The sequence below is a fragment of the Aliikangiella maris genome, assembly GCF_040719265.1.
GTDB classification, from domain to species: domain Bacteria; phylum Pseudomonadota; class Gammaproteobacteria; order Enterobacterales; family Kangiellaceae; genus Aliikangiella; species Aliikangiella maris.
The window spans coordinates 1-21,184 of record NZ_JBFDAH010000022.1 but is presented as its reverse complement, the minus strand read 5'-3'; the positions used below and the strand labels follow the sequence as shown (position 1 = coordinate 21,184).

Annotated in this window: 16 protein-coding genes; 15 read left to right on the top strand and 1 reads right to left on the bottom strand. The window is 38.0% G+C overall.

Annotation, left to right across the window (positions count from 1 at the left end):
- Positions 1 to 285: 285 nt before the first annotated feature.
- On the top strand, positions 286 to 921 hold the full coding sequence (locus ABVT42_RS16880) for a hypothetical protein (RefSeq protein WP_353896983.1): 636 nt from the start codon (positions 286 to 288) through the stop codon (positions 919 to 921).
- Positions 922 to 942: 21 nt separating this feature from the next.
- On the opposite strand, the gene ABVT42_RS16875 is transcribed toward ABVT42_RS16880, so the two are convergent.
- Positions 943 to 1,524 (bottom strand): gamma-glutamylcyclotransferase, encoded by a 582-nt coding sequence (locus ABVT42_RS16875; RefSeq protein WP_353896982.1) that lies wholly within the window; start codon positions 1,522 to 1,524, stop codon positions 943 to 945.
- Positions 1,525 to 1,857: 333 nt separating this feature from the next.
- Here ABVT42_RS16875 and ABVT42_RS16870 point away from each other — a divergent pair, with 333 nt between their 5' ends.
- From ABVT42_RS16870 to ABVT42_RS16805, 14 genes are all read left to right on the top strand, one after another.
- The gene (locus ABVT42_RS16870; protein ID WP_353896981.1) at positions 1,858 to 2,190 is read left to right on the top strand and encodes a DUF5992 family protein; all 333 of its coding nucleotides are present in this window, start codon (positions 1,858 to 1,860) and stop codon (positions 2,188 to 2,190) included.
- A gap of 315 nt (positions 2,191 to 2,505) precedes the next feature.
- Positions 2,506 to 6,027 carry a type I restriction-modification system endonuclease gene (gene hsdR, locus ABVT42_RS16865; protein WP_353896980.1) on the top strand — a complete coding sequence of 1,174 codons (3,522 nt, stop codon included), beginning with the start codon at positions 2,506 to 2,508 and terminating at the stop codon, positions 6,025 to 6,027.
- A 147-nt stretch (positions 6,028 to 6,174) separates the two neighbouring features.
- Positions 6,175 to 7,275 (top strand): protein adenylyltransferase Fic, encoded by a 1,101-nt coding sequence (fic, locus tag ABVT42_RS16860; protein ID WP_353896979.1) that lies wholly within the window; start codon positions 6,175 to 6,177, stop codon positions 7,273 to 7,275.
- A 43-nt stretch (positions 7,276 to 7,318) separates the two neighbouring features.
- Positions 7,319 to 8,920 (top strand): class I SAM-dependent DNA methyltransferase, encoded by a 1,602-nt coding sequence (locus tag ABVT42_RS16855; RefSeq protein WP_353896978.1) that lies wholly within the window; start codon positions 7,319 to 7,321, stop codon positions 8,918 to 8,920.
- Complete coding sequence (locus ABVT42_RS16850) at positions 8,920 to 10,470, top strand: restriction endonuclease subunit S (RefSeq protein WP_353896977.1); 1,551 nt, start codon at positions 8,920 to 8,922, stop codon at positions 10,468 to 10,470. The genes ABVT42_RS16855 and ABVT42_RS16850 overlap by 1 nt, the downstream gene beginning before the upstream one ends.
- A 9-nt stretch (positions 10,471 to 10,479) precedes the next feature.
- Positions 10,480 to 12,108, top strand: a complete 1,629-nt coding sequence (locus ABVT42_RS16845; protein ID WP_353896976.1) for an AAA family ATPase — start codon at positions 10,480 to 10,482, stop codon at positions 12,106 to 12,108.
- Positions 12,105 to 12,950, top strand: coding sequence for an HNH endonuclease family protein (locus tag ABVT42_RS16840; protein ID WP_353896975.1), 846 nt, complete (start codon positions 12,105 to 12,107; stop codon positions 12,948 to 12,950). The genes ABVT42_RS16845 and ABVT42_RS16840 overlap by 4 nt, the downstream gene beginning before the upstream one ends.
- 17 nt (positions 12,951 to 12,967) lie before the next feature.
- Positions 12,968 to 15,238 (top strand): MrcB family domain-containing protein, encoded by a 2,271-nt coding sequence (locus ABVT42_RS16835; RefSeq protein WP_353896974.1) that lies wholly within the window; start codon positions 12,968 to 12,970, stop codon positions 15,236 to 15,238.
- A 17-nt stretch (positions 15,239 to 15,255) separates the two neighbouring features.
- Positions 15,256 to 16,305, top strand: coding sequence for a 5-methylcytosine-specific restriction endonuclease system specificity protein McrC (gene mcrC, locus ABVT42_RS16830; protein WP_353896973.1), 1,050 nt, complete (start codon positions 15,256 to 15,258; stop codon positions 16,303 to 16,305).
- 220 nt (positions 16,306 to 16,525) lie between these two features.
- Positions 16,526 to 17,515, top strand: coding sequence for an SRPBCC family protein (locus ABVT42_RS16825; protein ID WP_353896972.1), 990 nt, complete (start codon positions 16,526 to 16,528; stop codon positions 17,513 to 17,515).
- 239 nt (positions 17,516 to 17,754) lie between these two features.
- On the top strand, positions 17,755 to 18,213 hold the full coding sequence (locus ABVT42_RS16820; RefSeq protein WP_353896971.1) for a hypothetical protein: 459 nt from the start codon (positions 17,755 to 17,757) through the stop codon (positions 18,211 to 18,213).
- A 147-nt stretch (positions 18,214 to 18,360) separates the two neighbouring features.
- Positions 18,361 to 18,681 carry a hypothetical protein gene (locus ABVT42_RS16815; protein ID WP_353896970.1) on the top strand — a complete coding sequence of 107 codons (321 nt, stop codon included), beginning with the start codon at positions 18,361 to 18,363 and terminating at the stop codon, positions 18,679 to 18,681.
- Between the two features lie 79 nt (positions 18,682 to 18,760).
- Complete coding sequence (locus tag ABVT42_RS16810; protein WP_353896969.1) at positions 18,761 to 19,183, top strand: hypothetical protein; 423 nt, start codon at positions 18,761 to 18,763, stop codon at positions 19,181 to 19,183.
- A gap of 96 nt (positions 19,184 to 19,279) precedes the next feature.
- A complete protein-coding gene (locus ABVT42_RS16805; protein ID WP_353896968.1) occupies positions 19,280 to 20,560 on the top strand; it encodes an endonuclease V in 1,281 nt (426 codons plus the stop codon).
- The last annotated feature ends 624 nt before the right edge of the window (positions 20,561 to 21,184 follow it).

The window sequence follows — 21,184 nt, the reverse complement described above, 5'->3', positions numbered from 1 at the left end:
GTTTTTAGTTTTAATATCTCGATAATATAAATATCAATGCTCAATTGAGAAAGCGTCACCAAATAGAGGGAATGAGAGTAAACAGAGAAAATAACGCAAATCGAGAAAATGCCAGCAGACCTTTGATAAAATTAATCATTGCATATTCAGTAAACTTTCAAATAAAACAGCGAGACAAGTCACTATGTATTGTGCTAATTAGAACTCGGTAGTTACTATTCTATTCTTTGACGACATGCTATCCTAGACCCTTAAAGTATTGATAAATAATCGAACAATGTATTTATGAGTCAAAACCGTTGTATCAGTTGTCGAAGAAATCTGGCTAAAAATCAGCAGGATTGTCCTTTTTGTGGCGCTTCGCAAAGCTTTATCCGATTTCATCGAAATTCACTGTTGTTTATAATTGTTACCGTGGGCTTTCTTAGTTGGGCTGGCTATGAAGCTGTTCAATTATTAAACACAGAAGTGACGAATAAAATTACGCAACAGTTTCAGGCTAGAATTAATGCCGATGCGCAACAAATAAAACAATTAGAGCAAAAAATTGATGAACTCGATAAACAACTACTTTCCACTCAAAATGAATTATCAGCAATAAAGGAAAATCAGTCTGCTGACTCTTCACAAGCTCAGCAGACAATTGTTGAATTAAAAAAACAAGTTGCCGAGGCTAATGAAGAGGCAAAGCGTCAAGAAGGGCGAGCAGGCTGGTTAAATAAAGAAAATACTCGATTGAAAGATCAAGTCAATCAATTGAAATCACAGGTTAGTTCAATACCGCAAAATAAAGCCATCGATACCTCTGTTTCAAATATAACGCAAAAAACGCTTCCAACAGAAACGCTACAGACTGATATCAATAAAGCTGAAACCATTATTAAAACTGAAACGACTCAAACTGAACAAGTGAATCAGTAAGCCGTATAATTGCTGGCAGTTTTAATTGTTTTGAGTCTCTGTTTCAAATTGGTTGAGCCATGTTTCAATCGCAAATACATGTGAGTCGACTAGATTGAGTTGTCGAAGTGCCTTTGCCAGCTTTAAAACATATTCCTTATTTTCGCCGCTCGGACCTTTACTGTTAAAAATATGCTGCGCAATTTGTTGTTCACTTGCAGGGCCTAAAAATGCATCGTTGTCTTCAGGCGCAATATAAACCAAACCTTTAATTGTTTTTTTTGAGTTAAAAACTAAATCGGTTTCAAATCGTAGATAACCATTTTTTTCTCGATGATCTAAATGATCGAAAACTTCATGCGAAACTCGATAAGCCATGCCATGACAGATTTCATCTGGCGCATTAATCAAGGTTAAAACTCTACCGGGTTTTTCTGGTGTTCCGCGATGATCGTGACTACCTTGCCAAAATCGTCTTGTCCAACCTTGAATATATGCTTGTGATTGATCGAGTATGGGAAAATCTACTTTATAAATCAGCGAGCCATATCCAAATAGCCAAATTTCCTCAAATTCTGAAAGGTTCTGACGGGTTTTATTTATTGCTTGGGTATTGTGGGACATGCGGTTTGTTTTTTCCTACACAAGTTGATGAAGTGTTGTAAATTAAAATCGGCTCTAAATTCATAGGTATTGTAAAGGAATATAGATTTCGTCGTCCAGTTGCATGGGATGATCGATTAATTAATAAATAGATATTTAGACTTCTGTATTTAATAACTCTGTATTTAATAACTCTGTATTTATTAGCTGTAAAGCGGAGTAATAACACCTTGAAAATTACCTTCCTTGCTGTAAGATGCTGATGTCAAAATTATGTGAACAGAGTAAAAACTCGCTTGAAGATTAGTAAGATTTGAGGTGTTCAATATGTTATTAATATCTAGGAACTAAGAAATGAAAAAGTATAAAATTCTAAGTCTATTGTTATTATTAGCTAGTGGAAATTGTTTTTCGGGTGAATTAGTAAAAAATGCAGAAATTACTCGTGTTGGAACTTCTTCTGATGGTGTCACGGACAATATTTTTATAACAGTATCCGGTGGTAGTGGGCCGTGTGCAAATATGAATATTATTTTTCTTAGAGAAAATGCTCCTTCTGCCGAGTTTTTTAATCGACTTTACTCTACTGCTTTATTCGCTTTCTCAACGGGTTCAAAAAAAGTAAGGGTTTATAACCCTACAAGTGATAGTTGTACTACTGCTACTTATATAGATCTTATGAAGTAAATTTAAAAATGTTAACCGCGCATGAATATCGAATAAGCGAAAGACACGTCTCTCAAGATAAAACCAGACAGTCCCAATTTACTGGTTATCTTTAGTCTGAGCGGTAAGTGTGATATTAAAAAAGCACAAAGGTAAATATCTCTCTATGCTAAAAATTAGACTTATTATAGGTGTTGTCTGAAAAATAGATATTTTAGTGTTTTTCTAGGATTTTAACTGATTATTTACTTGTTCAGGTCAAAATGTTAGTCTCGATTTTTGATGGTAACTCATGGAATATTGTGTGGGTTACTAAGAATAACTATGGTTCATCGGATGAAAACTGGAAGCAATTTTGAATTTCTGAAAGAACATGATCCTATATTCTTTCAATTGGCAAATGGCGCAGAAAAGGGGTTTGCTAGTGATCCTAACATGACGTTAGTTAAGTTGCGTCAACTCGGAGAAGCATTCGCCGAAGATATCGCTGCAAGATGTGACATTGACTTTAACGAACAAACGACCCAAAAAGAATTATTATTTAAAGTTGGTCGTGAAATTCGTTTAGAAAGAAGTATTCAAGATTTATTTCATACGCTACGCCGTGAAGGCAATAAAGCCGTTCATCGTTTTAAAACGAAGCACAAAGATGCGATGGATGGTTTAAAAATAGCTCGCAGCTTGGCTGTCTGGTATCACCAATCTTTTGGGAAACAAGGCATAGATTTTAGGCCTGGCGCGTTTATCCCCCCTCAAGATCCCAGTATCCAACTGAGAACCCTTCAGGAAGAAATCGAAAAGCTTAAAGGTCAACTAACCGATGCAAATCAAAAACTAGAGAATAACCAGCAACTAACGGAACTGATAACGCGCGAAAAAGAAGAGTTCGCTGCGCTTGCTGAAATGATGGATGAAGAAGCTCGCCACTTTGAGCAGCAAGCTAAACTGAATGAGTCGACCGTTGAACAGCAGAGGCAATCATTTGAAGCTAGGATAACCGATCTTAAGCAGCAATTAGCTGAGACAAAGGAATCCGACGCGGCGGCTTCGAAAGATTATCTTGCAGCGGTTCATCAGCAAATCAACAAAGCGACATCGCTATTTACTCTTAATGAAGAGCTTACTCGTATCGTCATTGACCAGCAGCTCATCGACGCTGGTTGGGAAGCTGATTCTCAAGAGCTAACTTATGCAAAAGGTGGCCGACCAGAAAAGGGGAAAAACAAAGCCATTGCAGAGTGGCCCACTCGTTATGCCGGTAAGAATGGTCGGGCAGATTATGTGCTATTTGCTGGTTTGGTCCCAATCGCGGTGGTAGAAGCTAAAAAAGAAAATGTCGATGTTGCAGGAAAAATACCGCAAGCGGAACGATATTCGAAGGGGTTTAGTGCATTAGAGCAAATGACTCCCGCCTGGGAAATTGAAGGACGGACAATTGCTTGGGTAGATGAAGCGGAAGGTCATTACCATATTCCCTTTGTGTACTCTTGTAACGGGCGTCCTTATGTTAAACAGCTAAAAGAAAAATCGGGTACCTGGTTTAGAGATGTTCGGCATACGAGTAATACAAAAAAGCCGCATCAAAGCTTTCATAGTCCAGATGGTCTCTTAGACAGATTGAAAAGAAGTCTTAAAGAAGCCGAGTTAAAGCTGGATAAAGAACCATTTGGTTATCTTAAATTACGTGACTATCAAGAGAAAGCCGTTTTAAGTGTCGAAGAAGCTTTTAAAAATGGACAAAAAAATTGTCTATTAGCGATGGCCACCGGTACTGGTAAAACTCGAACTATTATTAGTTTAATGTACCGCTTTCTTAAAGCAGAGCGCTTTAGACGAATTTTATTCTTAGTCGATAGAACGAGTTTAGGTGACCAGGCGAATGACTCCTTTACCGACACACAATTAGAACAAGGAAGAAGTCTTTCAAAAATTTACAATATTGCTGAGCTTGCCGATAAAGCCGCAGAAGCGGAAACTCGTATTCAGGTTGCGACGGTGCAGGCAATGGTTAAGCGCATTTTTATGTCAGATTCACCACCGCCTATCGATGAATTTGATTGTATTATTATTGATGAAGCTCACAGAGGGTATACGCTCGATCAAGAAATGACTGAAGGTGAGCTAAGTAATCGCGATGCATCTCAGTATCTTTCCAGCTATCGAAGAGTTTTAGATTATTTTGATGCTCATAAAATAGGTCTAACGGCCACACCTGCTTTGCATACCACACAAATATTCGGTAAGCCGGTTTACACTTATTCTTATCGCGAAGCTGTTGCTGATGATTGGTTAATTGATCATGAGCCACCAATCAGATATGAAACACTTTTATCTAAAAATGGTATTAAGTTTGAGAAGGGCGAAACCGTTACCGCAATAGACACTCAAACAGGAGAAGTTGAAACTGCGGAACTTGAAGACGAAATGAAGTTTGATGTTGAATCTTTTAATCGCCGAGTGATTACTGAAGGATTTAATAAAGTCATCTGCGAGCAGTTAGCGCAAGAGCTCGATCCATTTGGTGATGAAAAGATCATGATTTTTTGTAGTACCGATCTTCACGCCGATATGATTAAACGACTTTTAGATGTAGAGTTTAAAGCGCTTTATAATGGCGAATATAAAGAGGCCGCGGTAAGAAAAATTACCGGACAAAGCGATAAAGTCAAACAACTCATTAAGAACTACAAGAATGAACGTTACCCCAATATAGCAATCACCGTTGATTTGTTAACAACGGGGATCGATGTTCCAAAAATTGCTCATCTAGTATTCTTGCGGCGAGTAAAGTCTAGAATTTTGTACGAGCAAATGCTGGGACGTGCTACGCGGCGAAGTGACGAGATTGGTAAGACGGTGTTTAAAATTTACGATCCGGTGGATATCTATAAGTCACTCGAAAAAGTTTCTACCATGAAGCCAATCGTTAAAAATCCCAATATCAGTTTGGCGCAGCTCGTTAATGAAATAACCAATGAAGTTTCACTTGAAAATGCACTTAACTCACCGGGCACATTAGCCAGCACTTCTCATGCCGATGACGTACTCGATCAAATTAATCAAAAGGTTATGCGAGTTTTAAGAAAAGCTCAGAGTAAAGCCGAATCTAACTCGAAGGTTAAACAAAAACTTGATGAGTTAGAAAGTGCATGGGGAGTTGAGCCAAGTAAGCTGCATCAGCATTTACATGAGTTAGGCCCGAAACAAGCAGCAAGTTTTATTCGCAAACATGCTAAATTTTTAGAACAAATCGAGAGTGTAAAATTTTTAATTGGCACTGATTACAAACCAATCATCCATGAAGGTGATGATGAGCTGATTAAGCGTGAACAATCCTTTAGTGGTTATGAGAAGCCTGAGGATTATCTCGAAGGGTTTAACCAATATATTAAAACCGCTGTTAACGAACGCTCAGCGATCGCGGCTGTCGTTAACAGACCCAAAGATCTCACGCGCGCAGAACTCAAAGCCATTAAATTGCAGCTCGATAATGAGGGCTTTAGCGAAGCTAATTTAGCGACCGCTTGGCGTAATCAAACTAATCAAGATATTGCCGCCAGTATTATTGGATACATTCGTCAAGCGGCGCTTGGTGAAGCATTGATCCCATTTGAAATGAGGGTAAACAAAGCAATGGAGATCATTTATACACTTAAACCTTGGACACCCGTTCAACGCAAATGGTTAGCTAGACTGGCTAAACAGCTTATTCATGAGGTGATTATCGATAGAGATTTTGTCAACGATTTACCTGCTTTTAGAGGGGGCGCTAAGCAGTTAGATAAGGTTTTGGGGAATCAGTTAGATATGGTGCTTGAGCAGTTAAGAGGACATTTGTGGAAAGCGAGCTCTAGCTAAGCGAGTTACTTGATGGGAATAGGTTTTTTCAGTCAATATAATTGGTTAATATGTCGACAAAACTTAAAAATATCGACATATTTTCTTTACATGTCGACCCGATCGACATATCCTTACAACGTGTCGAAATAATAGAGAAATTTAAACATGACATGGCAGTCTGACCAACCATTCAATGATTTACCTCACCTTCCGCCTGCGGTGGATTTGGATTCCGTTGCTATATTAAAGGCTTGTATTCCTGCGCGTGCAGCCCTTGCAGAGCTTAAGCAAGCTGGAGAATTGCTACCTAATCAAGCCTTACTAATTAATCTTTTGCCGCTCTTAGAGGCAAAAGATAGCTCTGAAATCGAAAATATTGTCACAACAACGGATAAACTTTTCCAATTTGTTGGTGAGGAAAGCTTAGCCGATCCAATGACGAAAGAGGCTCTTCGTTATCGAACGGCTTTACATAAAGGATATCGCGAATTAGAGACTCGTCCATTATGTAGTAACGCGGCTGTTGAGATTTGTAGTGAAATTAAGGGGACTGAAATGGAAATCAGAAAAGTTCCTGGTACTGCATTAGCCAATCATACAACTGGAAACATTATCTACACACCGCCAGCAGGGGAAGGTGTCATTAGGGATTTACTGGCAAACTGGGAAAGTTTTTTACATGCGCAAGATGAAATTGATCCTTTAATTAAAATGGCGGTTGCTCATTATCAGTTTGAAGCCATACATCCTTTTACCGATGGTAATGGTAGAACCGGAAGAGTGCTTAATATTCTTTATTTAATTGATAAAGGATTATTGAGTTTACCCATTTTGTATTTAAGTCGGTTTATTGTTCAAAACAAGAATGACTACTATCGATTGTTAACTTCTGTAACACAGGATGAGTCATGGGAGGAGTGGATCCTTTATATGCTAGCTGCGGTCGAGCAAACAGCTAAATGGACAACCGAAAAAATTGGTGCTGTAAGAGAACTGATTGAACATACGACTGAATATATCAGAGAGAGTTTACCGAAAATTTATAGCCATGAACTGGTTCAAGTGATCTTTGAGCAACCTTATTGTCGTATTGGAAATTTAGTACAGCGAGATATTGCCAAAAGACAAACCGCTTCGACTTATTTAAAGCAACTATGTGAAATAGGCGTTTTAAATGAAATTCAAGCGGGTAAAGAAAAACTATTTGTGCATCCTAAGTTGATTCAATTAATGACGTCTGATAATAACCAAATAGCTCACTACTAATTTTTAATATTTTACTGAAAGACTTTAGAAAAAAGAGAAATTAATGACCAATAACACAATCGTACAAAAGCTGTGGAATCTTTGTGACGTATTAAGAGATGATGGTATCAATTACAGTGACTATGTGACTGAACTGGTGATGCTGTTGTTTTTGAAAATGGTTCATGAAAATAAAGAATCAGGTATTCTAAATAAACATCATTTGCCCAAAGGTTGTCGGTGGACTGATATCAATGAACTTGACGGTATTAATTTATTGGATACCTACAAACGTATTCTTTTAATCTTATCAACGGGAAAAGAAATTAAGCCTGATCCTAAAGATCCTTCAAGGACCATTGAGAAAACGGTTGTTGTTGATCCTTTAATTCTGGCGATTTATCAGGACGCGCATACGCGCTTACGTGAACCTCGTCATTTACGCCAGTTAATTAAATCACTTGATGGCATTGATTGGTTTAGTGCGCAGCAAGATGGGTTGGGTGATCTGTATGAAGGTTTATTAGAAAAAAATGCGAACGAAACTAAATCAGGGGCGGGACAATATTTCACACCGCGAGCGCTAATCGACAGTATGATCCGTTGCATTAAGCCACAAGCAGGAGAAGTCATTCAAGATCCAGCAGCTGGGACTGCTGGTTTTTTGGTGGCGGCTGATGCTTATATTAAATTAAAAACCGATAATTTCATTGAATTAAACAAGAAAGATCAAGAGTTTCAAAGAGACAAAGCCTTTGTTGGTGTTGAGTTAGTTCCCAATACTCGGCGCTTAGCATTAATGAATTGTTTATTGCATGGAATGGAAGGTGATGATGAAGGCGTGGTTCATTTGGGAAATGCTTTGGGAAGTGTTGGCGCAGAATTAAAACCAGCGCATGTGATTTTAGCCAATCCGCCGTTTGGAACCAGTAAAGGTGGCGAAGCCAGTATTACCCGTGAAGATTTAACTTACGAAACCAGTAATAAACAACTGGCATTTTTGCAGCATATTTATCGTGGTTTAAAACCTGGCGGTCGAGCGGCTGTTGTGTTGCCAGATAATGTTTTGTTTGAGTCGGGTAAAGGGACTGATATTCGACGAGATTTAATGAATAAGTGTAACTTGCATACTATTTTACGCTTGCCGACTGGGATCTTCTACGCCCAAGGTGTTAAAACCAATGTATTGTTTTTTACTAAAGGGACAGTGAAAGATCCTAAGCAGGAAGAAAACTGTACTAAAAATGTTTGGGTGTATGACTTACGGACCAATATGCCGAGTTTTGGTAAACGAAATCCATTTGGTGAGCAGCATTTAAAGCCATTTGAAAAAGTTTATGGTCGTAAGGCTGATGGCACCAGCAAGCGAACGGAAGGGGAGTGGAGTTTTGATGCGCGGGATATTGAAGTGGATAAATCTGCTGTTAAAGAGAATCAAGGGGTTGATGATGAGTTAGCACATAGTCGTTGGCGTTGTTTTTCGCGTAAGTGGATTAGTGAGACTAAAGGTGATTCGTTAGATATAAGTTGGTTGAAAGATAAGGATAGTGTTGATGCGTCTGATTTGCCGGAGCCGAGTGTGTTGGCTGCGGAAGCGAAAGAGGAGTTGAGTGCTGCATTGAAAGAGTTAGATGAGTTGATGGCTGCGCTAGAGAGGGCTAGTTGATGAGTGAAATCCATTTGCCTGAGTCTTGGCTTGAAACTAAGTTGGAGTCATTGACAACTGATATCTCATATGGGTACACAGCATCTTCGAGCTCCGACTTAATTGGTCCTAAAATGCTACGTATCACTGATATACAAGATAATAAAGTAAATTGGAATGATGTTCCTTACTGTTACATAGATAGCGACAAAAAAGATAAATATATTCTTTATAAGAATGATCTTGTTTTTGCAAGGACAGGAGCTACTGTAGGTAAAAGCTTTCTAATTCGTAATACTCCACCAGAGGCTGTTTATGCGTCTTATTTAATTCGTGTCAGAACAACATCTGATGGCATGATTTCTTTTTTAGCTCACTTCTTTAATTCTAATCAATATTGGAAACAAATTACTGAGTTCAGTTCAGGAATCGGTCAACCAAATGTAAATGGTACAAAGCTTAAGGCTCTAGATGTTCCAGTCCCTCCACTAGCCGAACAAAAAGTAATCGCCGAAAGACTCGACAAACTGCTCGCGCAAGTTGAAAACACTAAAGCACGCCTCGAACGTATTCCAGAAATACTAAAACGATTTCGACAATCGGTTCTTGCTGCTGCGGTTAGTGGGAAGTTGACGGAGGAGTGGAGACGTAAAAATATGCAAACTTGGCCTGATGAAGAAAAAAAATTAGGAGACGTAATCGAGTTGGCATATGGAAAATCACTTCCTTCAAAGTCTCGTTCAGGAAGTGGTTTTCCTGTTTTTGGTTCTAATGGGGAAGTTGGAATACATAAAGAAAAGTTAGTTAGCGGACCATTTATTATTGTAGGTCGTAAAGGAAGTTATGGAGAAGTTACATGGTCAAATCAAAGTGGCTGGCCAATAGATACTACCTATTATGTTATACCAAAAACAGAAGCAAACCTTAGATTTGTATATTTTCTACTTCAAACACTGGGATTAAACCAATTAAATCGTTCTACTGCAATCCCAGGCTTAAATCGAGAGGACGCGTATGGTTGCAGTGTTACTTTTCCTGCTATAAATGAACAGTCTGAAATTGTTCGCAGAGTAGAAGAGCTCTTGGCTTTTGCTAATTTAATCGAAGAAAGGCTTAATGACACAATTGATAGGGTCACAGTTCTTACTCAAGTAATACTTGCTAAAGCGTTTTGTGGAGAGCTCACTGCAGAATGGCGAGAAGAAAATCAAGAGTTAATTACAGGTGAAAATAGTGCGGAGGCATTACTTGAAAAAATAAGATTAGAAAGGGATATACGAAAAAAGTTAATGCCCAAGCGAAAATCAAAGAAAGCACCGGGGAATAAAATGAAAAAAGAAGTCATATCTGTAGTTGAAGCACTAAAAGATACCAATAAATCAATGAGTGGCCAAGAGCTAATGTCTGCCTGCGGTTATCCATCAGATAGTGATACAGAAAAGCTGGAACAGTTTTTTCTAGATATCAGAACTTCGTTATTAGAAGAAAAAAGCATCATCAAGTTAGAACGTACTGATGACGGGCAAGATTGGTTTGAGTTGGCCGAAACTGAAATAGTAAAGGAAAGCTAAGGACAGAATATGAAAGTTGATAAGTTGCATATTCGCTCTAGATTCAAAAACCTAGAGGATGTAATAGTTGATTTCGATGAAGACCATTTGATGACTGTTGTTGTCGGTTGTAATGGTTCAGGAAAGTCTAATGTTCTTGAAGCTTTAGTTTCGATATTTCGAAATTTAGATTTAGGTGAAGCTCCTCCATTTTCGTATGTGCTTACTTATCAACTGGGAGAAAAAGAATCTGATAGATGGTTACAGATTACAGTTGATGCTGATCCCAAAAGAGGCACTTTATCAAAACAATATGAGGTCAAGGTTTGCGATTTGAACGCTATGTCACCTAAAGATTTATTTGAAAAAGATAATGACGGTGAGTCAGTTCCCATTGCTAAAGTTAAACGAAGCAAAGACGGCAAAGCCCCTTACCTACCAAACTACGTTTTTGCTTATTACTCAGGGCCAAGTGATCGGCTCGAAGGTTATTTTAGAAAGCATCGCACTGATTTTTATAAGAAGCTATTAAAGAGTGAGTTGGACTTAAAAGGAGATATACGACCGCTGTTTTATGCGAAGCCATTTCATAGTCAATTTGTTTTGCTCGCTTTTTTCTTAACTGTAGGCGATGAAGGTGAAAAGGCATTTCTAAAAGAACAACTGGGAATTTCTGATTTAGATAGTATTCACTTTGTGATGAGGAAGCCTAGCTGGGCAAAGAAAAAAGACGAGTTGTTTTGGGGGGCACAAGGCGTTGTTAGAAAGTTTTTGGATGAGCTTTTTCCGTACGCTATGGCACCAGTAAAAGTAACCCGGCAGGAAGATACATCTCTAACTGGTTCAAATATTCGAAACGAATTTTTCCACCTCTTTTTACCTGATGTAGAGTCACTCAGAAATTTTGCGAAAGAGCTAACTCCAGATGAATTGTTTAAGATGCTTGAGTCGACTTTACTATCAGAAATCATTTCCCATGTAAGTATTAGAGTAAAAGTTAAAGGTGCAAAAGACCCGCTCACATTTAGGGAGTTAAGCGAAGGAGAGCAGCAGCTTCTCACTGTTTTAGGACTATTAAAGTTTACTGGTGGAAAAGACTCGCTATTTCTTCTAGATGAACCAGATACACACTTGAATCCTGCGTGGGCAGTTAAATATTTAAAGTTTTTACGAGAATTTGTACCGAATCATGATACAAGTCATTTGTTGATGGTAACTCATCATCCGTTAGCAATTGCGGAGTTGAAAAAAGAGCAAGTACAACTAATGTGGAAAGACGATGATATTAAAGTACATGCTAGAGAACCATTTGTTGATCCTCGTGGTATCGGTTTTATGTCAACGTTGACGGAAATATTTGGGTTAAATACAACTTTAGATTTAGAAACTCAAAAAATAGTAGACGAACGAAATGAGTTAGCACATAAGTCCGAAAAAACTACTGAAGAAGAAGATCAGCTCAGTATTTTGAATGATCAATTGAATCGGCTAGGGTTTTCATTCGAAAACCGAGAACCTCTTTATAATGAATTCCTACTCGCTTGGAAAGATGTGCGATATGCAAACAAGCCACCAATGACGCCCGAGAAAGCTGCGAAACGTAGAGAAGCAATGAAGAAAGTGATTAATGCTTTAGCTCAAAAGGAGGAGTCAGAATGATCTACATTAATCGCGACGTTAATTTGATACCTCAAAAAATTATAGAGGTTGCTACTAGAGCACAAAATGCTTTAGAAAAACTCCCTTTGGAAGAAAGAAAAGACTTCATTAAAAAGAAGTCACACATTTGGAGAAGTTTTGGGAAATATTTATCAAAAATGTCCTATGGTAAATGTTGGTATTCTGAGTCTAGGGATGGAGGAGCCAATTTTGATGTCGATCATTTTAGACCCAAGGCCGAAGCAAAAAGAACTGAGCAAATAGTTGATGAACACGGATATGCATGGCTAGCATTTGATTGGGAAAATTTCAGGTTGTCAGCCCAAAACTGCAATCGTTTAAATAAAGATGATAAAACCGAAGAAACTCTTGGTAAAGGCAGTTGGTTTCCTCTTCTTCCTGATAGCCCTAAAGCCTGTTGGAATAATAGATGCATTAATGAAGAAAAGAGATTGTTACTTGACCCTGTTGAAAAAAGTGATCTTGAGTATATCGACTTTGATGATAATGGACGATTTGTGCAAAGTCCATACTGTGTAGGCCAAGCTGCGCTGAGGGTTAGAGAATCAGCTAAAATATATGGGTTGAACTTGGAACGTATGAGAGAAGCTCGTTTTGCAGCAATGAAAGATGCGAAAGAGCTACTTGAAACCATTCAACAGTATGCTGAAGATCTAGAGCCACTAGGAGATAAAGCATCAATGAGAACAATAGAAAGACAAATTGAATCATTAAAATTGAAAACTCGATCTGATGCGATATTTAGTCAGGCTGTTCGAACGCAACTTCGAAAACTAGGTGCTCCAGATGTGTTTATAGACAGAACTATGGATCCAGCTTAAATGTAAGGGAAAAACTTATGAGCAGATATTGCGGACATGCAAGTGTAGAAGCTAAATTTGAAGTGATTGAAAAATGGAAAAAGTCTTGTCTTTTAGAAGAGGGCTCTCTCTTACTTCAAGAGTCCATTTGGAATAAAGATAACTTTGATTTGTTGGTAGAGCATTATGTTGAAAACTTAGATGAAGGCGAAGGCGATTTTTTAACAAAGCTTGAAGGCCAGCTACAAAATGTGCCTCCAAATATCTGGGCGCTATGCGCTGAACTATTGTGGTTAATGTTATTTTGCCCTAGTAACATCGGTCCCCGAAGTAAGCGAAAGACAGTTAATCGAATTCTCAAAGTAAATGAACTCAAAATTACCGAGAATGATACTTACTTTAAAGATGAAGAATTGACTGGTTTTGGTAGCGGCGGAGTCGGCTACAACCAGCAACGCTGGCGGGAGCTGGTTTATGCAATCAATCTCTTCAGTCAATTTTATCGCTTACCTCAAGGTCAAAGACAATCTTTAGCTGAAAATGGAATTGCCATGCGAGAATGGTTGGAATCAATTCCCGACAACGAAAACCGCCAATTCAGACATATGTTTCTTTTCATGTTATTTCCCGAGCAACATGAAAGAATTTTTGGTACAAGTGATCGCTATAGAGTATTAGTAGAACTCCATGGTCAAAAGTGGCGTACTTATTCAAAAATGAAAGCGCGCGAAATTGACGAGTTATTGCATGTTACAAGAGAAAAGCTAGAAGCAGAATATCAACTCGAACAAATGGATTGGTATGTTTCACCAATCCGTGCACTTTGGCAATCGACCAGCAAAGACGGCGAAACCAAAGACGGCCGTATATTTACTACACTGTCTAAGTTTCTTGAACAAGCGAAAACCAAAGATTTAAAAACCAAAGATTATCCCAGGTATCACGAAGGTTATGAATTACGAGTTAGCTTTGGCGCTGGCGTGCAAGCACATGTTTCTTGGATTGGAGTATTTGGAAAAGATCAAACACCGAAAAAAGGCATTTATCCGGTATATCTTTATTATAAAAACGACAATTTACTGTTCCTTGTCAAAGGTATAAGCGCAACCCACCCACCAGAGCTAGATTGGACAATGCGCGAAGAAAGAACAATCAAAAAATACTTCAATGATGAGTTCGGCCGCGATCCCGTTCGATATCCAGACTCAATAGTATTTAGTGTTTATGATCTCAGTGTCGAATTAGACGAAGATAGAATAGAATCTGACTTAGCCGAGTTGATTAATGAATACGCTGAGCTAGTGCAACCAATAATAACCGTAACGGAAGAGATGCCAGAAGAAATTGAGGAATCTCAATCTACTTCCAAAGTAGAAGAACCAATATCTGATTACGTCGTTACAGAAACGTCAGAGAATAAAATTGCGGAGCCTTTTTCCTTTGACGATCTAATGAATGAGCTCTTTCTCAATCCTGAACAGGCAAAACAAATTCTTCAATTAATGCGAGTGAAGAAAAATATCGTCCTTCAAGGTCCTCCGGGAGTTGGCAAGACCTTTGTCTCCAAAAGATTGGCTTATGCGTTAATGGAAGAAAAAGCTGAGCACCGAGTAGGCATGGTTCAGTTTCATCAGTCCTATTCTTATGAAGATTTTATTCAAGGTTATCGTCCAGATGGCACTGGGTTTGTGCTAAAAAATGGAATATTTCATCAGTTTTGTAAAAAAGCCCGTGAAGATAAAAATAATGACTACGTGTTTATTATTGATGAGATCAATCGCGGTAATCTCAGTAAAGTATTTGGCGAGCTGATGATGTTAATTGAAGCAGATAAACGCGGTAAAGAATGGGCTATGCCTTTAACTTATGGTAAAGGGCCTGATGATAAATTCTACATCCCTGAAAATCTTCATATTATTGGCTTGATGAATACTGCAGATCGTTCATTGGCAGTGGTCGATTATGCATTGCGGCGAAGGTTTGCATTTATTGATCTAAAGCCAGAATTTAATTCTGTGTCTTTTAAAGATTATTTAGTCAAGCAAGAAATAGAGCCTGAACTGATTGCGGAAATTGTCAACAAAATATCTGTTTTAAATGACAAAATTGCAAAAGATACAACGAATTTAGGGCCAGGCTTTTGTATTGGTCACAGTTTCTTTTGTTCAATAGCTAAAGATCAGAAACCTGATCGCCAATGGTACGAACAAATTGTGAAGACGGAGATAGAACCTTTATTAAGAGAATATTGGTTTGACGATGTCGCACAGGCTGATTCCTTGATAAAGAATATTCTGCTTGCAGATTAGGTCAAGTTGAATCACTAATGGCTGCCAAGATACCTATTCAAAATATCTATTATCTACTTTGCTATGCTTGGAATAGCTTAGCTGAAGGTGAAGTGACTGATGTTTCTGGCATAGATTCCAATGAGTTAGCCGACCTTTTTGCCACAGTTTTGATAAATGGCGTTAATCATACGCTTCGTCGGGGGCTTGATAGATGTTATGAACCTCACGAGGAAGAACTCTCTTCAATACGAGGTCGTATTGATATAGCAATGACAACAAGACGAATGTTGGCCGCACAAGGGCGAGCGTGTTGTCATTTTGATGAGTTTACTGTTAATACAATGCCAAACCGAATCATCAAATCAACACTGAGGTTTCTAGCTAGTGTACCAACAATTGATAAAAAACTTAAAGGTAAACTATTAAAATTATACCGTAGTTTACATGAGGTTGATGATGTACCGCTTAATAAATTTCTGTTTCAAAAAATACAGCTTAACTCAAATAATCGCTTCTATCGCTTTTTGTTGAATATTTGTGAAATGGTTTTATCTTCTTGGCTAATTGATGAACAATCAGGAAAGTACAAGTTTAAAGATTTTATACGTAACGACAAAGCGATGGCTCGCTTATACGAAAGTTTTATGCTTAATTTTTATAAAATGGAATTAAAAGGCTCCAAAGTAAAAAAAGAAGAAATTAAATGGAATGCAACAAGTGAAACAGATCCACTTTTAAAACACTTACCTTCGATGAGAACAGATATTTCAATTCGAGACAAAGATAGAACGTTAATTATTGATGCCAAGTATTACAGCAAAACACTTCAGTCCTATTACGATAAAGAAAGTATTCACTCTGGAAACCTATATCAAATTTTAGCTTACCTAGATAATTTAAAGTCGGAAGGAGGAAATGATGCTAAAGCTGAAGGTATGCTGGTTTATCCAGTAATTGAAAAAAAGCTGAGAGAAACTTATTCAATGAACGGTAGAAAAATTCATATTTGCACATTGGATTTAAGCCAGGACTGGCGAGATATTAGAAGTGAGTTGTTAGAGCTGGTTAAGTATTCATTAGGGTAAAAAATGAACTTCACAGCAATAGTCAAATCAATATTATCTTTGGATTATCTATCTATTTGGTTGCACTTCAATAATAACTAAAGAGAAAAATAGTGTTTGTGAGAGCGTTGGCGCAGGTGTAGAAAAAATTATATTTCGAGTACAATCAAAAGTTAAATAGAACTGTTAAAAAAGCAAATGAGTTATGATTGAACATTCGCTTTACATTAGGAGTAAGAATTTGACATTAAAAGAAAAACATAAAAGTTTTCTTATTGGGACGGTGGCTGCTGCGGCTTTTATCTTCTTAACATGCACGTTGTTAGTGGTTTTAAGTCTTGTTAAATTTATGACGGTTGGAATTCTTATTTTTGCTCCGATAGCTGCGGGTGCAATTACTGTTTTTTTTGCAACAGAAGAGCAGGCTAAAAGTCGCAAATATTTAATTTGGGCGCCGTGGGGTGGTTTGATTTTTTGGTCGTTTTTTGCACTGCTTTTCAAGTACGAAACGATTATTTGCGTAATAATACTGAGTCCTTTGTATGCTTTTTTATCCAGTGCTGGTGGGTTATTTTGCGGCTGGCTTCGCAGAAATTTTTGTAATCGTACATTTTCGAGTACAAGCACTTGTGTTGTTTTATTTCCTTATCTGGTTTTACCCTTGGAAGGCAATTTAGGGACTCTAACCGAATTGATTGAAGCAGAGTCCTCGATTCGCATTGAGGCGCCGATTGAGCAAGTATGGTCAGGTATTCAAGAGGTTCCCAATATCAGCGACAAAGAGCTCATCTGGACATTTTCACATTCAATTGGCATTCCTCAACCTGTTTCTGCTTGTTTAAGCAGGCTTGAAGTTGGCGGGTTACGGGATATCAAATGGCAGCGAGGTATCCACTTTGAAGAATACGTGACAAAAATCAAAGAGAATGAGTTACTTGAGTATGAAGTTAAAGTTGATCCTGGCTCAATGGCAATTAAAGAGCTTGATACACATATAGTCATTGGTGACCAATATTTTGATGTAACACACGGCGCTTATACTTTACAGAAAGTAGAGGGGGCAACTTTGTTAACGCTAAAAACGGGTTATCGAATCTCAACTAAAATAAATTTTTACGGTAAGTTTTGGGCTAGCTATGTGTTTGATGATTTTCACTCGTCAGTGTTAAATGTCATAAAAAATAGAGTTGAACATAATCAGTCTCAGCGCTGCCGTGATAAAGTTAAGTAATGATTGATACTGTTTGTGTTTACTACGCTTTGTAATTGGTAAGTGGTTGATTTAAAAAATAAACACAAATGACGCCTGTATTTATATGCAGTAAAGCGGAGTAATAACGCTTGAAAATTATCTTCTCCACTGTAAAATATTGATATTAAAGATAACTTGAAATCAGTAAAAGCTCGCTTGAAGATTAACGAGATTTACTGCATTCAATCAGCTGTTAGCCGTAAAAAAGAATCGAGTATATGGGTCATTTTGTAACAGGTATAATCACGACAGAAGCCGATGCAAATGAAGTTGCGTCTGTGATTCCATTTAAATATTTTCATAAAATCAATCAAGGGTACGTGATATTTCCCCTTACAGATGATTTGATAGATGACAGAATCTCACCGCCATTAAACTTCTGCTTTGATGAGTTCACCTATTTGTCGAAAGAGCTATCAGAGATGCTTTTGAAAGCATCGCAAGATAAATACATTCTGTATCTAGAAACAGAGTATTTTGGCGGGGAAGGTTGTCAATCGGTTATTGTTTATAGAAATCATGAAGTGGTATTCGGCCCGGCAAAGTCTGAATCTGGTTCAATTAGCGATGCATTGGAGTTCATTGGAGTATCAGTGGATGCAGGGCACCATGATGCATTTCAGTCTGTGGGATTAGGTTCTTTCCGGTCAAGCGAAGAGCTTTTAGATAATGCTTAGTTCAGCGGCTAACAAGGCCATCAATTTGACAGTTTTTCCGTTACGCCTTTTGTGCTTAAAAATAGCACAAAAGTCTCCACTCCAAAACTGCAAATTATGGCAGCGTTAGCTTTACTAAATTACTACGGAACTACGGAGAATTGAATAATGAAGTTTGTATTAATATTTTTTATGTTAGCTATTTCGCTCAATGCGTCTGCGGATAAGTGGCACACTGATACTATTAAAATGATCTATCCTCTAGCAGACGGAGGTTTTGTTCTTACGTTTGCAACATTTCCTACGGAGTGCACCAATGGCAGTAAATATTTTTATACTGAAATTGGCCAAAGAAGTATGACGATTGAAGGTGCAAATAAAATTTATTCGCTTGCGATGATGGCAATGTCTACGGGCAAGAAACTAAGCATTAACTACGATGAGAATTCTAGTAGTTGCTACATAAACCGTGCTTATGTGACTAATTAAAAATCAGCTAACAAGTGTTTGAATTTGAACAGGCAAAAAAGATGCCTCCCAAATTAAACGAGCGTTACACGATAAAAATATGAATCTCGAAATCTGCGGATATATTCTCGAATTAGACCCAAGTGGCACGAAAGAGATATATGAAAAAATAAATAAAGGCGGCAGCGAAGAGTGCACTTGCGATTATTGCAAGAATTACATAGAGGCTATCGAGTCCATATTTCCAAAAGAAGTAGAAGAATTTTTTCTGAATGCTGGGATTGATAAAACCAAAGACGCAGAAGTTTATGAATATTGTGAAGAGACTCCAGGAATTCATCATTATGGAGGGGAGTATTATTTGTTGGCCAAAGTTTTAAAGCATCCTAAGAAGCCGGCAAGTATGGGAGAGCATTTTAATTTTGCATTTACTGAACCAAGCCCTTTGGCGCAGGATGAATTTAGAATAAAAGGATCAGTGTGTTTCACGTTCGATACTATGATACCTTGGAAACTCAAATGAACTTGAGAGAGTGTAACCAGTCATTGAATTCGAATCGGCAAAAAACGCCTATCGAATTAATTAGGCGTTAAATGATCGGGTTGTGTGGTGTATTAAATGTGGTTCAATATTGTTAATCGTGTTGCTGAACTTAAATCTATCGACTCCAATAAAGTTGTGTTCGGCGCAGATAGCCACAAATATGAAGCAGCTCCATTACTAACAGAAACACTGCTGAATAAGTATGAGTTGAGTTTAAAGCGTGAGCTTCCAGAACAATTGAGATCATATTACCTAGAAGTTGGAAACGGTGGTTTTGGGCCTGATTATGGAATATGTCCACTCGAAGAAATCCGACTCTATAAACCTGATTGTGAATGGCAAGGTATAGATTTCTATCTTGAGACTGATGAAGAATATGAAGATATAGCTTCGGGAATGTTAGGTATTATGGATAGATACTACTCTCACGAAGGGTGTATTGTTACTAATGGACCTGATAAGGGAAGATTCATTGAATTTAGTCCTTATGAAGGATGGATTTATTTTGGTGCCACAGATTTAATTTCTTTATTCACTTCTTGGATTGACAAAGAGCTTGAGTCTTTCAATATACTCAAGCGAGTGATAATCCAAAATAATTCAATCGAAGATTCGCTTGAAGAATTAAACAGTGTCTATGGCCTAGATCATCAAAACACTCTAACTAGGCTTGCAAGTATGCTTGGGTTTCCCTACAAATACTGGCCTGATGCAAGGGAGGCACTTGAATTCGAGCGGGTAAGTGATCTGAAGTACGATGTTAAGTTAACAAAAAATGCAGTGAAGATGTTTAACCGAAGAATAGGGAAATTTCTATCTACGGAGAGTAATTTGGACTTATCGAAAACAGAAAAGCAATTTACGTTTATGGAATTTCTAGCAATTGATGTTGATTATAGGGGGAGTAACGCTCATGTTGCGGGTGTTTCTTTTTCCGACTGGAATGACAAAGCAAAAACATACGAGTCTACAGTTTCTGGTATTGAAGATTATGTTTCAGGTGAATTTTATAAGAGAGAACTTCCTTGTATTCTCTCCTTGCTAAAAGAACACGAATTAAGTCCGGATTGTATTTTTGTAGACGGTTATGTCCATCTTGATGAAGGCAAACCTGGATTAGGCAAGTATTTATACGAGGCTTTAAATAAAGAGGTGGTAGTTATTGGTGTCGCAAAGAATCCGCGAGGCAATACAATGAAAGAAAATGAGGTGTTCAGAGGCGACAGTAAAAAGCCGCTATATGTTACAAGCGAAGGTATCGACTTACATAGAGCGAAAAAGATAGTCGAAGATATGGATGGGCCTTTTAGAATACCAAAACTAATTAAGCTTGCTGATTCATTATGCCGTCAATAGTTATCTTCGAAGCATTTAACAAGCGCAGGCTGTCGGAACGCCTTTCCGCTGCGCTCCAAGTCGTCCGCAGCTGCGGGCGTTATATTTGGAAGCTAAAATGACAAAAACATTACGAAAAACTCTAGTCACCGTCGCGGTTGCGGTAGTGTGTGTTGGTATAGCTGTACTAATTGAATCGGGTGCACTTTCGAGAATGAAAATTGATATTNTCGCGGTTGCGGTAGTGTGTGTTGGTATAGCTGTACTAATTGAATCGGGTGCACTTTCGAGAATGAAAATTGATATTGGTGGCATGTTGTTTGGTGCTCTTATTATCGGTGGCCCAGTTTTACATGCACTAATTGCTCACCCAAAGAAGATGCCATTTTACTGGGTGTTTATCAATTTATTCGGTAGTCTTGTTGGATATGCTTTCTTTTTATTCTTCCTATTAAATCGAGACAAATTAAGTAAATCCAACCAAAAATATAACCAGGAATCGGAGGTTGACGCAAAAGACGGGCAACACAATTAGGCGTTAATTCAAAAAGGAAGCGTATGAAAAAATATATATTTATGTTTTTAGTAATTATTATTGGGAAGCTTGAAGCTGCGGAGTGGGTGACTTTAGCTCCAGCAGACTTA

What these genes read in the sequence shown, in the direction of transcription:
- ABVT42_RS16880 (WP_353896983.1), top strand. Translation starts at nt 286, where the DNA reads ATGAGTCAAAACCGTTGTATCAGTTGTCGAAGAAATCTGGCTAAAAAT.
- ABVT42_RS16875 (WP_353896982.1), bottom strand. Translation starts at nt 1,524, where the DNA reads ATGTCCCACAATACCCAAGCAATAAATAAAACCCGTCAGAACCTTTCA.
- ABVT42_RS16870 (WP_353896981.1), top strand. Translation starts at nt 1,858, where the DNA reads ATGAAAAAGTATAAAATTCTAAGTCTATTGTTATTATTAGCTAGTGGA.
- hsdR (WP_353896980.1), top strand. Translation starts at nt 2,506, where the DNA reads ATGAAAACTGGAAGCAATTTTGAATTTCTGAAAGAACATGATCCTATA.
- fic (WP_353896979.1), top strand. Translation starts at nt 6,175, where the DNA reads ATGACATGGCAGTCTGACCAACCATTCAATGATTTACCTCACCTTCCG.
- ABVT42_RS16855 (WP_353896978.1), top strand. Translation starts at nt 7,319, where the DNA reads ATGACCAATAACACAATCGTACAAAAGCTGTGGAATCTTTGTGACGTA.
- ABVT42_RS16850 (WP_353896977.1), top strand. Translation starts at nt 8,920, where the DNA reads ATGAGTGAAATCCATTTGCCTGAGTCTTGGCTTGAAACTAAGTTGGAG.
- ABVT42_RS16845 (WP_353896976.1), top strand. Translation starts at nt 10,480, where the DNA reads ATGAAAGTTGATAAGTTGCATATTCGCTCTAGATTCAAAAACCTAGAG.
- ABVT42_RS16840 (WP_353896975.1), top strand. Translation starts at nt 12,105, where the DNA reads ATGATCTACATTAATCGCGACGTTAATTTGATACCTCAAAAAATTATA.
- ABVT42_RS16835 (WP_353896974.1), top strand. Translation starts at nt 12,968, where the DNA reads ATGAGCAGATATTGCGGACATGCAAGTGTAGAAGCTAAATTTGAAGTG.
- mcrC (WP_353896973.1), top strand. Translation starts at nt 15,256, where the DNA reads ATGGCTGCCAAGATACCTATTCAAAATATCTATTATCTACTTTGCTAT.
- ABVT42_RS16820 (WP_353896971.1), top strand. Translation starts at nt 17,755, where the DNA reads ATGGGTCATTTTGTAACAGGTATAATCACGACAGAAGCCGATGCAAAT.
- ABVT42_RS16815 (WP_353896970.1), top strand. Translation starts at nt 18,361, where the DNA reads ATGAAGTTTGTATTAATATTTTTTATGTTAGCTATTTCGCTCAATGCG.
- ABVT42_RS16810 (WP_353896969.1), top strand. Translation starts at nt 18,761, where the DNA reads ATGAATCTCGAAATCTGCGGATATATTCTCGAATTAGACCCAAGTGGC.
- ABVT42_RS16805 (WP_353896968.1), top strand. Translation starts at nt 19,280, where the DNA reads ATGTGGTTCAATATTGTTAATCGTGTTGCTGAACTTAAATCTATCGAC.